Here is a 16138-nt window from a genome sequence, read left to right on the forward strand (position 1 = left end):
ATTCTGAAAATAGCAGCCTCCTTATTTTATATCTCCAACTCACAACTCATATCTCACCACTTTTATTTAAACGACGCTGCAATAACTCATGTCATCCACAGGGTTGTTATGATTTGCTCTCACCTTATGGCAAATATCCAGGTTGTATATGGGCACCATTGACTTATCATCATCTTTAAAAAAAACAGCCTTGGGATTTGCCGGACACATACTGACACAGACCCCGCATCGAACACATTTTTCTGCCTCAATGTAAGGTTTTGATACAAACCGATTATTCATAAAACCTGAAAAGAAACCAGGGTTAAAAGATTTTATAGGTTTTCGATTAATTTTAAAATCATCAGTAAAAAAACTGTCAAATTCATCACCAAGCAGTTCTATATCCTCTTTCAAAAATGACCCTATGCCGGCTTGCATGCCATATCTTGTTGTTGGAACATATTTGGGATTGAGTTTTATTAATCGGCAAACCGTTGCATCCAGAGCAACTGGATCAGAAGAGAAAAGAAGTATACTCATTTTTTTTGGAGTCCCACCTCTTGGCCCGTTCCCCTCCATGCCATAGATGCCATCCATAATATAAAGCCGCGGCCTGACAAATTTATTCAAATCAACAAGCATTTTTGCAAAATCATCAGCACCTGGTAATTTTAAATGAAATTCTCCTTTAAGTACCCCGGGAATACAGCCAAACTGATTTTTAATCGCACCTGTAAATCTCTCTAATCCATGGGTTTTTAATTTCGGAAGACTGATGACAGCATCATTATCAAATACGGCTTTTGCAATTGTGAATTTTCTGTTTTGAAGACCTTTATCAAAAAATACATCAATTCCGGTCTTAAAATCTGCCAATTTAATATTAAATTCATCTGCAACCTGAGTTAACCCCGCTTTTTTTGCGGCCTTTAAAGTTTTACCTATTGCGGGTGAATCACCATAGGTAACATTTGCTCCGGCATTTATTAACATTTCTGTAACGGCTTTAAAAACAGCCGGATTTGTTGTAACACACTTTTCCGGAGCGTCACCCATGAGGATATTGGGTTTTAATAAAATATTTTCGCCTTTTTTAACAAACAGGGAAATACCGCCCAAAAGTGAAATACCTCTCTCAATAGAACTTTTCACAGTATCGTATTCATATGATTCACATCTTACAAGAGCAACTTTTGACATAGAGCACCTTTTATTTTCTTCTGGATCTTTTATTACATGACTTTTGAAAATGTAAATAAAAATAATTATTGATATCAGGTTATGTGTAGATAGGAAAATACTTTTTCCAATAAAAGTTGCGGTTGAATTTTTATCTCAATCTGTAAAAAGCAAGAGATTCATTAATTTCCTTGACTTGAAAAAAAATATATGGTTTATCTGACTTTCAAAGGGAGAAACAGATGAATTTTTGCTTAACAGACAGACTTTATTTTTATTTTAGGTATTTTTTTTATACCGGTCTGCCTGTTTTGCGATAGAGTTTATTTTTAAACAAAAGCCGCGGGCAGCAAAAGCCTGCGGCTTTTTTGTTTTTAGTTGCCGGCTTTTGGATAAAACCTGCAAAGGAAAAGGCCATGAAACAGACCTATGATGTAAATGTAAAAGAGTTCAAACCCCTTATTTCACCGGCATCCATTAAAGAAGAGCTTCCGGTAACAGATGATGTTGCAAAAACCGTTATTAACGGACGCCGTGAAGTTGAAAACATTTTACAAAAAAAAGATGACCGGGTCCTTGTGATTGCAGGACCCTGCTCAATCCATGACACGGATGCCGCCCTTGAATATGCCCAAAAAATGAAACGATTAAGGGATGTGGTTAAAGAAAAAATTAATCTGATTATGAGGGTTTATTTTGAAAAACCCAGAACAACCGTTGGATGGAAAGGGTTGATCAATGATCCTTTTCTTGATGCTTCTTATGATATGGATGAAGGGTTGAGAAAAGCCAGATCCCTGTTGATAGACATCAACCGAATGGGGCTTCCCACTGCCACAGAAATTCTTGATCCCATCACACCCCAGTATATTGCCGGCCTTTTAACCTGGGTGGCCATTGGTGCCAGGACAACGGAATCCCAGACCCATCGTGAAATGGCCAGCGGTCTTTCCATGCCGGTGGGATTTAAAAACTGCACGGATGGAAGCATTGAATCAGCCATCAATGCCATGACAGCGGCAGGCGCACCCCAGCATTTTCTCGGAATCGACCCGCAAGGATATTCTTCAGTGGTCAGCACAAAGGGAAATCCTTTCGGCCATATTGTTCTTCGAGGTGGTCCCCACCCGAATTACGATCCAGTTTCCGTGGAAAAAGTCCAGAAAAGACTTAAAACAAAAAACCTTCTGGATGCCGTGATGATAGACTGCTCCCATGATAACTCGGGACAAAAACACAAAGGGCAGTCCTTTGTATTTAAAAGTGTGCTGGATCAACGGCTTGACGGTAATACCAGTATTATTGGATTAATGCTTGAAAGCAACCTGTTTGAAGGCAACCAGAAATGCAATGGGGATTGCAAAACGCTTAAATACGGCATCTCCATTACCGATGAATGCATCTCCTGGGAAACCACTGAGAGTCTGATCCGTTGCTCCTATGACAGATTATAAAAATGACAGATGATACCGATGAAACCATCTTCGTTTGAAAAAAGAGTAAAAAGAAGAATTACCGGCAGGGACCATCTTTTTTTTGCTGTGTGTTCACCCGGATTAAAAAAAATCTGCCAAAATGAAATGCTTGCGTTGGGATTCCCTGAAGGTAATTTGAAGGCCATTCAGGGGGGTATTGAATTTAAAAGCAAACCGGCGGCGTGCATGGCGTTCAATCTTAATTTAAGAAGCCCTTCAAGAATTTTAATGCGGATCAGCCAGTTTAAGGCAGACTCTTTTGAAAAACTTGAGAAAAAAATGAACGCCATTGACTGGATACTCTATCTGCCGCAAAATTGTTCACTCAAGTTTAGTGTCACAACCAAAAAATCAAGGTTATACCATTCCGATGCCATTGCACAGCGGTGTGAAAAAATTATTTTAAATCAATTAAGTTCGGGCGGTGCGTTTACTTCACCTGGTAAAAACAAATCAAATCAGACGATTTATATCAGGGCTCAACAAAATAATTTTACTATCTCACAGGACACCACGGGAACACTTTTATTTAAACGAGGCGTCAAAGAGAAGGTAAGCAAAGCGCCGTTAAGAGAAAATCTGGCCTTTGCCATGCTTTTCTGGGCCGGTTTTTCAAAAGAAGACATATTGATTGATCCCATGTGCGGGTCAGGCACTTTTTCTCTTGAAGCTGCCATGATGAAAACCAATCTTCCGCCAGGATTTTTCAGATCCTTTGCATTTGAAAACTGGCCGGGATTCAGCCGGAAGGCATATGCTTATCTGAAAAAACAGGCCCAGGAAAAATTTCTTGCCTTTTCAGAAAAAGAAATTTTTGCATCTGATATCGATGATATAGCCTTAACTGCCCTGGAACAAAATATTTCAAACCATGACTTCACCCGTATCATAGACGTCTGTCAAAAAGACTTTTTTTCCATCTATCCTTCCAGGATATCCCCTGGGAAAAAAGGGGTGGTGATGTTAAATCCACCTTATGGTAAAAGGCTCGGGAGAAATAGCGAGCCCCGGTCCTTTTACCGTGAGATTGGGAAAAAACTGACGGCTGATTTTAAAGGGTGGCGTGCGGGTATTATTCTTCCATCAAGAGTATGCAACTCCTATCTTGGACTCAAGCTTGAGTTAAAGCCCATTTTTCACGGTGGCCTTGATATTTTTGCCGGTATCGGAATGATCTGATAGCAGGATAAAAGGACTTCATATTCTATAAACTGCATGTTAAAGATATACAATATTAATCAAAAGAATAGGTTTCACGCAGATTTTATTCATTAAAAAATTGAACATAAAAGGAGAAATGAAATGAAAAGCCTTAAGTCGGTTCTGTTTTCTATAATGATCGTGTTTGTAATGAGTTTATCAACTATTGTCTTTGCTGACAGTTATTCAGATACCATCAATGTATTTAAAAAGTCTGATGCAACAAAGTCATTCTTTAAAAACTGCTATGGATATGCGATTTTCCCAACCGTGGGAAAAGGCGGTATCGGTATTGGCGGTGCCTATGGAAAAGGCAAGGTATATAAAAAAGGTAATGTCACCGGGACCGTTTCTCTGGCAAAACTCAGCATTGGTTTCCAACTGGGAGGCCAGGCATTTTCAGAAATTATATTTTTCCAGGACAAACGGTCCTATACTGAATTCACCAGCGGTAGCTTTGAATTTGATGCCTCTGCATCTGCTGTGGCCATTACTGCCGGAGTACAGGCAAAAGCAGGAACAGAAGGTGTGACAGCCAGTGCAAGTGCCGGTCCTGCAACAGGAGACCATGCAGACATAAATTATTCAAAGGGAATGGCGGTTTTTGTCCACACAAAAGGCGGTTTGATGTATGAAGCCACCATTGGTGGTCAAAAATTCAGTTTTACACCCAAATAAAGTAATTAAGAGAAACAAACAGCAAAAGGAAGAAAGGGATAGTTATGCAAAAAGGGTTTAAATATATCGCGGGTTTATCTATCCTGTTTTTATTTTTTGCAGACCACACCCTGGCAAAGGAGGATGTTGGCAATCGTATTTATGCATCGCTTTTAAAAAAGCATGTCACAAAGAAACACGTTAACTATGACGGATTTAAAAAAGATGAGAAACTGCTGGATGAGTATCTGGCCATCTTGAGCCACACCGATGCCAAATCCCTTTCAAAAAACAATCGGTTTGCATTTTATATCAACGCCTATAATGCATTCACCATAAAACTTGTATTGACAAAGTATCCAGATATTAATTCCATCAAAGAGATCGGCGGTTTTTTTTCCAATCCCTGGAACAAAAAATTCATTTTGCTGCAAAAAAAAACCGTATCCCTTGATTATATCGAGCATAAAATCATTCGGCCAAAGTTCAAGGATCCCCGGGTTCATTTTGCCATAAACTGTGCATCTAAAAGCTGTCCGCCGCTTCGGGATGAGCCCTATAAAGGCGAAACCCTGGAAAATCAGCTAAATGACCAGACAAGAGAATTTATCAATGATAAAAAAAATAATTTTATCAAAGGAGACACTCTTTTTGTCAGCAAAATTTTCAAATGGTTTGAAGCGGATTTTTCCGATAACTCACTTATGTTTATTAAACGGTATGCATCTAAAGAGTTGAAAGAAAAGCTTAATTCAGCAGGAAACAATATGAAGATCGCTTACCTGTATTATGACTGGTCATTGAACCGGTAAGGCCGATTTATCCAACTATTTTCCCAAACCGTTTTAATATCCTAAGTGCAATGGGAGTGGGTTCTATTTTATTCAGAATTTCGGATAAGATAAGCCCTGATTCCTTGATCTCGGCTTCCATATTTTCTGCATAGGCAGCCATGATCCTGTTATCATATTCCGGGTGAAACTGGACCCCCCAGGCGGATGGACCGATCCTGAAGGCATGGTTGGGTTCAAATAAGTTTTTGGCTATACGGATAGCATTATACGGAAGCTTAGCAACCGTTTGAGAATGACAGACATGGGCTGTAAACGTTTTCGGCAATCCTTTGAAAAGCATATCTGATGTATCTTCCTGCACAAGTTCAATCTCAGCGGTACCGATTTCAATTCCCCGGGCATGGTAATCCACCACCCCACCCATGGCTTTAGCAAGCAGTTGATGTCCATAGCAAATGCCCAGAATGGGTATATTGGAATGGATGACGTCCGGAATCCATTGCTCAATTGCCACACTCCATGAAAAATTGCCGGTCACCATGGCATGGGAGCCTGCAATCACCACACCATTACATGTTTCAATGGCCGGTAACGCTTCCCCGTTTGGGACATCCACCACCCGGACATTTTCTTTGCCGACACTTAAACCTTGAGAAATCCAGTCTTCAAAATCTCCCAACTGCTCTGCAATAGCTGGAAAGGTGTCGCCAGTTTTTAGGATAACGATCTTTTTCATACACGGCTCAATCGGTTAATGAAATTCAACTCATCACCTCATGGATGATGATATCTTCAATAGCTTCAATTTTTCCAAGATGCCGGGTCAACTTGAATTCAACATGTTGATAGGTTAATTGAACCTTTTTTATCAGTTCGGGCATATCAACAAGAGTATGGCTGCCGCTGCCGATGAAAAACGGAAATATGACAATCTTTGTTGCACCCTTTTGCACAAGCTCATCAATTCTCATTTCAAGGAGAGGATCGGCAAATTGCAAAAAAGCATACTCAACCTTTTCAAATGATCCTTTTGCTTTTTCAAGCACTCTTGCTGCAAGTGATGCAACTTCCAGGTTGGATTCTTTTTTTCTGCTGCCATGGGCAGCAATAATCAATGCTTTCACACTTTTCTCCCTGATGTTTTTATGGGCTCACCTTTGTTTTGTGCGTTCTTGACAATTAAAAATAACAATGGTTTCTTGTTTTGCAACCATACAACTACCCGTATCCGGATCCGAATTCCCTGGCACCGCCTTTGCCAACCACCTTTATGGCAGCTTCCCCCTGGACCGGACAGATATGCTCGCAGATACCGCATCCAATGCAAAGTTCTTCCACCACATAGGGCTGTTTTAATAAAACAGAATTTCCAAAGACATCCCGAATTTTAATTTCATTAAACTTAATGGCTTTATCATGGGTTGGGCAATGTTCTTCGCACACGATACAAGATTTTTTCTCTGTATAGACCATGCACTTATTTTTATCAAAATATGCCCTCCCGATGACAAAAGCATGCTTTTGCTTTACATTCAGTCGGCCCAAAGCACCCGTGGGACAAACCTGGGAACAGAGCGTGCAATTGAATTCACAATACCCCAGCCTCGGAACCAGTTTTGGCGTAAACATGCCTTCAAAGCCCTTCTCCAAAAACAACGGCTGCAGTGCATTATTAATGCAGACCTTCATACATTCTCCACACCGCACACAGGATGCCAAAAAATCTGTTTCATCCAAAGCACCGGGCGGCCGGATCAAATCATCATCCGGCGTCTTAGATATCGCGTTGGTCCTGCAAAGAACCGGCAGGGCCAGGCCGGTAAGCCCGGCGACGATCAATTGCCGTCTATTGATGTTTACAGACGATTTGTTTTTCGGGATGGAAAATTTAAACGTGGTGATATTGTCTGGACAAAACTCGAGGCAGTCCATGCAGAGGCTGCACTCTTCAAACATGAAGTAATGCTCTTTGTCAAAGGCGTTCATCCGGCACTCTGATTCACACAGCTCACAATTTTTACAGGCTTTGACAGGAATCCTTTTGAAAATGGACAGTCTTGAAATAAGCGCTAAAAGTCCCCCCAAAGGACACAGGTTCCGGCACCAGAAGCGTTTACCAAAAAATTCCATTATAAAAATAAGGACCAGTAAAAAAAATGATAAAAACGATAGATAAAAAAAGCTTTGCTTAAAAGGAAGGACAAAGGTCTTAAGCACTTCATATGCCGGTTCAGTTATATTTGAAAATGCGGCAGGGCCCCTGGTATAGACTGAATCAAAAAACAGGGAAACAAGATAATTTATTATGGGGTCGATACTGAAAACCATTCCTCTGACAAGGAGTGAAAAAGGATCCACAAATCCCAGGAGCTGCACCCCGAAGGCAGAAGAAATCAATATGATAATAAGAATAACATATTTTAAATATGGCAGACGAACACTGGCTTTCCCGGATTTGATAAAATGGCCGGAACCGTCGATCAATGTCCCTAATGGACAGATCCAGGAACAAAAACACCTGCCAAACAAAAGGGTCAACCCGATAATGATAAAAGACGGCCAAAGCAGTGTGACAAAAGTTTTTTTGGCTAAAGTTATAGTGGCCAGTACCAGAGGATCAAGCCTGAATAAAATATTGACGGCATAGGGGATGGTATCACTGCCGGTATAATCGGTCTGCCTGAATAAAAATAAAAATATCACCAGGCAGATAAGCTGGGATAATCGGCGCACCTGCTTTAAATAAGGTTTTATCTTCATAAAAATCAGGCTTTAAGATAGCGGATATTGCATTTGCCCAGGTCCATCTGTCCCAATCCTCTTTTATAGGCCTCAACCGTGGACTTAATCTGATGGGGTTTCAATCCGAAAAGGGTGGTAGCATATGCATCTGCTGCCACAGGGTCCAGAGACCCGATAATGGTATTAAGTATCTTTACATCATCTAAGTCCCCGCCCTGTGGACCATTCCTTACAATCACCCGGGTGGCATCCACAATGGTAAGCTCAGGTTTGATGACCATGTTCAAATCTGCAAGCTTTGCTCCAAGCTTATAATGAATTTTGCCCCGCCAGCCACCGATAACGCCCATGACATTTTTAAGCCCGATGCTCAACCGGGACAGGCTGTGGTGCTTAGCCACCGGCACATTGATATAGCAATCCGCTTCAAGGGCATCTTTATAAAAAGACCATTCCCTTAATACTTTTCCTTTTTTAATGTTTACCGGTACAAACTTTCTATCATCAATATACTCAAGCCGGAGTCGTTTATCCCGGATCTCTTTTATTGCTGACTTTATGCCGCTATTGTTATAGCACCTGCGCTCTTCATTACAGGTCCTGTCAAAAACAAATACTTTTGATGCTCCGGCATCAAGACAAAGCTTTGCAAGCTCGGCCACAATCAACGGATGGGTATTCGCCCCCTGCTCAACATTTCTGTCCCACCCGATATTGGGTTTAATCACAACTTTGTCACCGTTTTTTACAAACGTCTGCATCCCGCCCAGGGAATGAACAACTTGTCGCACCAGACCGGGATAATCCTCCCCTTTTGCCACTAGAATATCCGGTTTTATCAAAGGGGAACCAAACAATTTCGGGGTAAAATTAAACACAGGAGGGGTAATGATGATACCGGCAGACCACAATGAAACCTGTTTTAAAAATTTTCGCCTGTCCATTTTCCCCCTTTGTATGCTCAGCTAAACCTTAAAAATATGAATTGCCTGTTTTAAATCTGATTTAATTGTGCCAAGCCCTATTCTTTCAATCATTCGGCCCATACGCTCACGTTTTGAATGTTCCTTGTAGTAATCCATCACCTTTGCCACCAAGGCCCTGGCATCTTTAAAAGAAAGATCTTCTGCCAAAATATCAGCAAGCCTTGGCCTTGCTGAACCATTACCGCCAATCATAATTGTCCATCCATCCTTTGTACCATAAAGGGAAATGTCTTTAATACAATTTTCAGCACATTGAATTTTACAGCCGCTGACACCCATTTTCATTTTACTCGGAAGAACCATCCCATGGTAGGCCTCATCCAGTTCCATTCCCATTTTAAGGCTGTCCTGTTTTGCCAGCCGGCAATAGGTTGTCCCGGGACAGACCTTAATACTTCTGACACAAAGCCCTGTTGCATGACCGGTATCCATGCCAAGATCCTCCCAGATCTCATCTACCTGATCTTCCCTGATGCCGATAAGGGCGATTCTTGCCGCACTGGTAATCTTTAAGTCTGATACATTATGCTTTTGGGCCACATCTGCCAGTTTTCTGAGCTGCTCCGGTTTTACAATCCCGCAGGGGATATGCGGAGCAATGGCATATGTTTCATTTTCCCTGCCTCTTTGACGAATAACCCCTTTTTCACCATCTTTGAGCATTCCCGACTCCTGTTTCTATTTCTTCCTTCCAGTTAATGATACAAAAATCAACCTTAATCCATATTCATACCATGCCATTATCCATAAACCCCATGAGTGTTTTTTATTATTCACTTCCCTATATGTCAAGGAAATCAGGGAATTTACAAACCAACACCTAAATATAGTATTTATATTCTTTTTAATGGCTGCGGACCAGGTATTGTTCTTAAAAAATGGAGGGCTTATTAAATAAACATGGCTTTTGTGTTCATTTCTATTTAAACTCCCAAAAGCCAGACTCGGTTGGAATGATGATTTTGCAGGAGATGGATATGATTAAAATATTGATGGTTGGAATAGGAGGTTTCGCAGGATCTATCTGCCGATATATCATCAGTGATTTATCCCACAGACTGTTTAATGATCCCTTCTTCCCCTACGGGACCATAACGGTCAATGTAATCGGGTGTCTTTTCATCGGCATATTAGGCGGATTATCTGAAACAAGACAAATATTTACCCCTGAAATTCGCGCATTGATTCTCATCGGATTCCTGGGAGGATTTACAACTTTTTCAACGTTTGGATATGAAATATTCACGGTTGCCCGGGATGGACAGTTTGTTGCAGCGTTAACAAACCTCATGCTTCACCTTATCCTTGGTTTCGGTTCTGTCTGGCTTGGATTTTCCATGTCTAAACTATTATAAAGGAGGTTGAATTTATGGTTCTTCCGGAAAAAGGGCATTTGCTCAGAATCTTCATCGGTGAGAGTGACAAAAAAGACGGAGCTCCTCTATATGAATGGATTGTGAAAAAAGCAAGGGAACACGGATTGGCCGGGGCAACGGTTACTCGTGGTGTATTAGGTTTTGGAGCACATTCAATGATTCATACCGCAAAAATTTTAAGACTTTCAGAAGATATGCCCATGGTCATAGAGATTGTCGATACCCTGAAAAAAATCGATGATTTTATGCCGATCATTGATCACACCATTACAGAGGGACTGGCCACCGTAGAAGAAGTAAACATACGGTTCTACCGGACAAGTTAGCTATATTTTTGATAGCTTCTTGAAATGATTTGCTGGCAGCTGTATAAAAGCCCAGCAAATAACTTACCTTACAGGACACGATATATGAATAATTCAAACAGGCAAGCACATCTTTTCCCAACCCGGGTTTATTATGAAGACACAGACCACTCAGGGGTTGTCTACCATGCCAATTATTTAAAATTCTTTGAACGGGCAAGAGAAGATATCATTGGTATTGACGTGCTTGCTGACATGTGGCATGAGCAGGAAATCGGTTTTGCCGTTTATAAAATAACCTTAGGTTACCACGACGGAGCAGTTTTCGGGGATCTTCTCGATATTAAAACAACATGGGAAAAAGAAGGGGATTACAGGGTCATCTTTTTTCATGAAGCCTGGCGGCCGGACGCAGCAAAGCCGGCCGTTACCTGCACGTTGGAACTTGTCTGCCTGGGGCCGAATAAAAAATTGATGCCGATCCCAGATCTTAATTTTTTAATGGATACCTAAATCCTTTTGCATCTGTGATGGTAATACTGATCACCTTACCGCCGTCCAGGCGATGGGTTGCACAGGAAATTCAGGGGTCATAGGCCCGGACCGCCATCTCGATCTTATTGAGTATAACGTCATCATAAACCCCGTTTTTAATTAGATCCCTTGCTGCTCTATCCACGCTAAGGTTGATAGGAGCAAGGTTGTGGGTAGTGCCCACGATGAGATTCACCCGGGTAATGAGACCATTTTCATCTGTCGAATAATCATGAATAAGGGTTCCCCTAGGTGCCTCAACACATCCGACACCCCTTCCTGCACAGGGTTCGACCTTGGCCCGGATTTCAGGGCTGATGATCCTGGGATCTTTCAAGATTTCAATTGCCCTTTCACAGGTGTAGACCTCCTCAATCAGTCTTGCATAATGATAGAGAAGAGTGGATTGTGCAGGGCGGCCATACAGATCACGGAACTCTTCAAGTTCTGCCTGGGCTCTTGGTGTGGCAATCCGGTCGGCCACATTGATCCTTGCAAGCGTGTTTGATCTATAAATGCCTTTTGGAGCATCAAGATCCATTGAAAATCCTTCTCCCCAGGATTTTGCATAGGGAAACTTCCCATATGAGAACGGAATCACCTTTTCCGCCAGATGATCCAGATACTCATCCGGGTGAAACCCCTTGCAGCTTCCGTCGGGTTTCATTAACCGGATATTACCGTCATACAGGTTCATAGCACCTTTATTGTCCACCATCCCGATGAAACCCGTGGTAATGTCTCCAAGACCGTGGTGAAATTCTCCAAATTTTGGAAAAACCTCTTTTTTGGCATATTCCAGGGCAAAAAGGGCAAAATCCAAAAGTTCCGTCAAATTATCAAGAAATATTTTGCGGTCCTCTGTTGAAAGCGGTTTTACAAAACCGCCCGGCACACCGGCAACCGGATGAATGGTTTTTTTGGAAAATCTATCCAGAACCATTTTAGCCTTATGCCGCATCTTGATCACATTCTGTGCAAGTTCTGGGTTTGCCTTCACAAGCCCCATAATGTTACGAACACTGTAATCATACTCAGGGCCCAGAAAAAAATCAGCCCCGGCAAGAAAGAAAAAATGAAGCAGCTTGTCCTCTATATGGGCAATAGTCAGCATCAGTTCCCTTAAAAAATTTCCGGCAGGTGGGGGAGTTACCTTAAAACATGCATCCACGGCCTTGTTGGAAGCAATATGATGCATCCAGGGGCAAATCCCACAAATTCGACTTACTATCCTTGGAAGTTCCTCTGCCGGCTTGCCTTCAACAAATTTTTCAAACCCTCTCAGGGATTTAAACGCTACTTTTGTCTCCTTAACATTACCCTGATCATCTAACTGGATATGGATCGAAGCATGTCCTTCTATGCGGGTGATGGGTTGAATATTTATTACTTTTCCCATATTATTCTGATTCCTTTATCCTGGGTAAAGGGCGTAACAGCCCGTGTCCCCCGGAAAACCTAAGCATTGACAATGTTTCCGGCAAAGAGGAAATATCAATGTCGTTGGATGCCAAGGCATTCAGCATGGCCAGCCGCTGGTTGCCTTCCTTTTTTACTGGGCCGTAACATCCCCGGCAGGGCACCTGGGCCATAATACACCGTGCCTGGTCTGTATCTCCTCCGCATCCATCCCTGGTCACAGGTCCCATGCAGAGAAATCCCTGTTCCAGGAAACATTTAAACCCTTCTTTTGTATCATCAAAGACCCTCCATTGTGGCAGTTCCAAAGCCCTTTTCAATGTTTTTACCTGACCTTTGCCATCCCTTGATGCAGGACAATTGTCGCACACTGATTTCTCCGGCAGCGAAAAGGACTCTTTCTTCTCAATTGATTGAAGAGCCCTGAAAATATGATCTGGATGAGGCGGACAGCCTGGAAGACAGACATCCACACGGATGTGTTCATCAAGGGCATAACAGACGTCCATCAACCCTGGGACTGCATCGGATGGTAAACTATCAGCTTTATCCGTCCCCACGGTATTAAAACAATGTCCAAGAAGATCATCACTCTGGTAAGAATTTGCAAGAGCCGGAATTCCCCCGTGGGTTGCACAGGTTCCAAAAGCAATAATAAAATCACAGGAATCTCTCATGGCTTGGGCAAGCTCAAGATTTTCTTTGGTTTTAATATTCCCGCTGATAAGGCCCACATCGGCTTTGGGCAGTTTGACGGTCTGTGGATTATTTTTTCTATCGCAATGTTTGCTGTCCATAAGGAGGGGAAGGTGAACGATGGTGGCAAATTCCAGCAGCGTTAAAAGCCTCTCTCCCATGTCAAGAATGGAAATCTCACATCCTGAACAGGCATTTAAACTCTCTCCTGCTATTTTTATGGGCATGGCATCCTCACAATAGGTTGTTAGTCTGAGCTATTATTATGCAGATTTAGTAATATGCTTACACCTTGACCTGCACTGACTTCGCCTGAAGACTTCTTCTCTTGTACCTGGCTTTCTTCTTCTTTGCCGAAGAAGCTTTTCTGACTTCCTGAAGTGCTCTGCTGGCAAACTCAGGATTGTCCTCTACATTAAATTGCTCAATCCTTTTAAAATTTCGGCTGTCTGCCAGGACAGCCCTGCCAAGGGGGGTTCGGATAATGATGGTAGTCCACCCCTCCTCAGCACCGATCCCGCCAAAGGAAATATCGGCAAACTCTGCTGAATAATCGGAACAATAGTTACAGGCATATCGTTTCATGGATTCCATTTGCTCAAGTTCCACTGTTTTGATATCCCCTGAATTCAGTGTGATAATGAGCTTGTCCTTTAGATTTATCCGGCTGACATCGTCCAATGATATTCCGGCAATATCTGCCAACTGCTGCTGTTCCTTGATCCCAAAAGTAAAATTGCCGGAGCAAAAAAGTCCAAAACAAAATTTTATGGAATCCGATGGTATCAGGTTTAAAACCTGCATCTTTCGAAGGGATTTTATCTGGCAGGGTGTGCCGACCAGTGCTACCCTTTTCAGTCCCTTTTTAATCATGGGGTCAAATTCCTCAATAGTTGAAAATGTCATGTACTGGTCACTGAACCGTTTCAATCCATGAGAAGTATCAAAAAAAAGCCCTGTAGATTCCAATATTTCTTCCCTGGTGGTTGCCAGAAAAGGCTGGCGCTGATATTTGCCCACCGATCTTGTCACAATGGCACCATCAATCCTGTTCCGGTCAAACAGATGAAGAAGAAGCCCCGTAACTGCTCCTCCGTCCGAGGCCCGATCCATTACCTTGACATCAGATGCCCTGACAACAGTGGTCTCGATCACCCTTCCCATGGGCTCGCTCCAGGCTGCCTGACGCTTTGTTTCCTCGTCCAGATCATTAATCTCCGGGCAAATGGAATAACACAGGCCGCACTCAATACATTTCTCCATATCTTGGTAAACAGGCTTTCCTTTTTTATCAATTCCCAAGGCACCATAGTTAAGGGCCGTACAAAAGGTGGCACACCCCCCGCACCTGTAACATAACCCTGGTTTTTGGACTTCCTGTACAAGATTAAAAAATGTTTTCATAGTCTCCTTTCTCAGGGATTAACCTTATGTGGGCCAAGTTTCTGCATTCTCATTGTAAAATCGGTAATCAACTCAGCAAAAACCGATCCCTCAGCCGAGGAAATCCACTTCAGTTCAAACCGGCAGGGGTCGACACCAATATCCCTAAGAATAATGGATATAACTTCTGCCCGGACCACAGCTTTTGTATTTCCTTCAAGATAATGACACTCGCCTGGATGGCAGCCCATGATCATAACACCATCCGCTCCCTGGGAAAACGCTTCCATCACCAGATCGGGATGAACCATGCCTGTGCACATGACCCGTATAGGACGAAGATTTGGAGGATACTGGAGTCTTGCAACACCAGCCAAATCCGCACCGGTATAAGAACACCAATTGCATAAAAAACCTATAATAACCGGTTCAAAACGGGGGGGCATCAGACAGGCTCCCTATCACAGAATATAAAATCTGGATCATATACTTTTAGCTTGATTAAATTGCACAGTTTGCGGACCGCTTCTTTGACCGGCCTGCTCAGGCCTGGTTTAACCATCTGCGGAATATTGTCAATCTGTACGGCATAAATCTCAATATCAATCAGAGACGAATCCTTTAATTCCTTTAGCATATTTGTAGTCGGAAACTGGTGCAGAGAATAATCAGCTTTTTTGTTTTCTGGAATCTGGTCTATATCAATACGAATGACTTCTCCCGGCAAGGCGTTGGAATGTTGAACCGCATCAATCAGAATAAGGTTCTTAGGAATTGGGCTGGAAAGCAGCAAATCAAAAAGTAGCTCCCGGACCGAAGTGCCCGCATCGAGGAGTCCAATATGGTCAGCCAGGATATGTTGCGCCTCAAGAGATTCGATCACAGCCGGACCAAACCCGTCATCTCCAAATAACGAATTTCCACATCCAACCACCAAAATATCTTTATTAAACAAATCCAGGTACATCTTTCATGACTTTTTGACAACAGATCTGAATCTATTGCACAAAAATAATCTCCATTTATTTTCATCATCGTTTTTTTGCCAAACCATCAAGGCAAAACCACTGGTTATCCGAACAAAACTCATTATACATTACAATGGTTAAATCCATCTCGTCAACTAATTGTAATCAAAAAAATCCTTTTCGATTACAAAGAAATAATTGCGCACCAGTGCTTACACAACAGCTTAATTTTAATAATTTTTTAAAAATCCCATTTATTTTATGAATAATCATCACAACTTAATTGACATTATATTTTTTTATTGACAAGGATATCTTTGCATTATACTTATTTTAAATCATATTGGGCACCTTGTAAAGTTGGCATATTTTGCACTGGATATTTGCCATAAGAATCAAATTTTTATACATCTGCCATAAACCCGTTACGATCCAGGTTATC

General features: G+C 42.0%; 18 protein-coding genes. 7 read left to right on the forward strand and 11 right to left on the reverse strand.

The features are described from left to right. Window positions 1-66: 66 nt before the first annotated feature. Window positions 67-1182, reverse strand: coding sequence for a DUF362 domain-containing protein (locus QAI40_RS13160; RefSeq protein ID WP_299982918.1), 1116 nt, complete (start codon window positions 1180-1182; stop codon window positions 67-69). A gap of 395 nt (window positions 1183-1577) precedes the next feature. Between QAI40_RS13160 and QAI40_RS13165 the strand changes: the two genes are divergently transcribed. The 4 genes from QAI40_RS13165 (at window position 1578) to QAI40_RS13180 (ending at window position 5305) form a co-directional block, all read left to right on the forward strand. Continuing rightward, window positions 1578-2615: a 3-deoxy-7-phosphoheptulonate synthase gene (locus QAI40_RS13165; protein WP_304511665.1), complete on the forward strand. Its 1038-nt coding sequence runs from the start codon at window positions 1578-1580 to the stop codon at window positions 2613-2615. 18 nt (window positions 2616-2633) lie between these two features. Further along, on the forward strand, window positions 2634-3815 hold the full coding sequence (locus QAI40_RS13170; RefSeq protein WP_299982924.1) for a THUMP domain-containing class I SAM-dependent RNA methyltransferase: 1182 nt from the start codon (window positions 2634-2636) through the stop codon (window positions 3813-3815). Between the two features lie 123 nt (window positions 3816-3938). Then, window positions 3939-4514 carry a hypothetical protein gene (locus QAI40_RS13175; protein ID WP_299982927.1) on the forward strand — a complete coding sequence of 192 codons (576 nt, stop codon included), beginning with the start codon at window positions 3939-3941 and terminating at the stop codon, window positions 4512-4514. 44 nt (window positions 4515-4558) lie between these two features. Continuing rightward, window positions 4559-5305: a DUF547 domain-containing protein gene (locus QAI40_RS13180; protein WP_299982930.1), complete on the forward strand. Its 747-nt coding sequence runs from the start codon at window positions 4559-4561 to the stop codon at window positions 5303-5305. A 7-nt stretch (window positions 5306-5312) separates the two neighbouring features. On the opposite strand, the gene QAI40_RS13185 is transcribed toward QAI40_RS13180, so the two are convergent. From QAI40_RS13185 to QAI40_RS13205, 5 genes are all read right to left on the reverse strand, one after another. Beyond that, window positions 5313-6023, reverse strand: a complete 711-nt coding sequence (locus tag QAI40_RS13185; RefSeq protein ID WP_299982933.1) for a glutamine amidotransferase — start codon at window positions 6021-6023, stop codon at window positions 5313-5315. Between the two features lie 25 nt (window positions 6024-6048). Beyond that, window positions 6049-6411, reverse strand: coding sequence for a sirohydrochlorin chelatase (locus QAI40_RS13190; protein ID WP_299982936.1), 363 nt, complete (start codon window positions 6409-6411; stop codon window positions 6049-6051). Between the two features lie 94 nt (window positions 6412-6505). Beyond that, window positions 6506-8047: a 4Fe-4S binding protein gene (locus tag QAI40_RS13195; RefSeq protein ID WP_299982939.1), complete on the reverse strand. Its 1542-nt coding sequence runs from the start codon at window positions 8045-8047 to the stop codon at window positions 6506-6508. A gap of 5 nt (window positions 8048-8052) precedes the next feature. Beyond that, the gene (locus QAI40_RS13200; RefSeq protein ID WP_299982942.1) at window positions 8053-8973 is read right to left on the reverse strand and encodes a DUF362 domain-containing protein; all 921 of its coding nucleotides are present in this window, start codon (window positions 8971-8973) and stop codon (window positions 8053-8055) included. A gap of 21 nt (window positions 8974-8994) precedes the next feature. Continuing rightward, window positions 8995-9678, reverse strand: coding sequence for an NAD(P)/FAD-dependent oxidoreductase (locus tag QAI40_RS13205; RefSeq protein WP_299982945.1), 684 nt, complete (start codon window positions 9676-9678; stop codon window positions 8995-8997). A gap of 314 nt (window positions 9679-9992) precedes the next feature. Between QAI40_RS13205 and crcB the strand changes: the two genes are divergently transcribed. The 3 genes from crcB (at window position 9993) to QAI40_RS13220 (ending at window position 11209) form a co-directional block, all read left to right on the forward strand. Next, complete coding sequence (gene crcB, locus QAI40_RS13210; protein WP_299982948.1) at window positions 9993-10370, forward strand: fluoride efflux transporter CrcB; 378 nt, start codon at window positions 9993-9995, stop codon at window positions 10368-10370. Between the two features lie 14 nt (window positions 10371-10384). Next, window positions 10385-10717: a DUF190 domain-containing protein gene (locus tag QAI40_RS13215; protein ID WP_299982951.1), complete on the forward strand. Its 333-nt coding sequence runs from the start codon at window positions 10385-10387 to the stop codon at window positions 10715-10717. Window positions 10718-10801: 84 nt separating this feature from the next. Then, window positions 10802-11209 (forward strand): YbgC/FadM family acyl-CoA thioesterase, encoded by a 408-nt coding sequence (locus QAI40_RS13220; RefSeq protein WP_299982959.1) that lies wholly within the window; start codon window positions 10802-10804, stop codon window positions 11207-11209. Between the two features lie 70 nt (window positions 11210-11279). On the opposite strand, the gene QAI40_RS13225 is transcribed toward QAI40_RS13220, so the two are convergent. The 5 genes from QAI40_RS13225 to QAI40_RS13245 are packed head-to-tail and all read right to left on the reverse strand — an operon-like array spanning window position 11280 to window position 15683. Next, window positions 11280-12629 (reverse strand): Ni/Fe hydrogenase subunit alpha, encoded by a 1350-nt coding sequence (locus QAI40_RS13225; RefSeq protein WP_299982962.1) that lies wholly within the window; start codon window positions 12627-12629, stop codon window positions 11280-11282. A 1-nt stretch (window position 12630) separates the two neighbouring features. Further along, window positions 12631-13572, reverse strand: coding sequence for a methyl viologen-reducing hydrogenase (locus QAI40_RS13230; RefSeq protein ID WP_299982964.1), 942 nt, complete (start codon window positions 13570-13572; stop codon window positions 12631-12633). Window positions 13573-13630: 58 nt separating this feature from the next. Beyond that, complete coding sequence (locus QAI40_RS13235) at window positions 13631-14749, reverse strand: Coenzyme F420 hydrogenase/dehydrogenase, beta subunit C-terminal domain (RefSeq protein WP_299982966.1); 1119 nt, start codon at window positions 14747-14749, stop codon at window positions 13631-13633. Window positions 14750-14760: 11 nt separating this feature from the next. Beyond that, entirely contained in the window at window positions 14761-15174 is a 414-nt protein-coding gene (locus tag QAI40_RS13240) for a hydrogenase iron-sulfur subunit (protein WP_299982969.1), read from the reverse strand. Beyond that, window positions 15174-15683 carry a hydrogenase maturation protease gene (locus tag QAI40_RS13245; protein WP_299982972.1) on the reverse strand — a complete coding sequence of 170 codons (510 nt, stop codon included), beginning with the start codon at window positions 15681-15683 and terminating at the stop codon, window positions 15174-15176. Before QAI40_RS13245 ends, QAI40_RS13240 begins: the two co-directional genes overlap by 1 nt. Between the last annotated feature and the right edge of the window lie 455 nt (window positions 15684-16138).

It is taken from the genome of Desulfobacula sp. (assembly GCF_030611305.1).
Lineage (GTDB): Bacteria > Desulfobacterota > Desulfobacteria > Desulfobacterales > Desulfobacteraceae > Desulfobacula.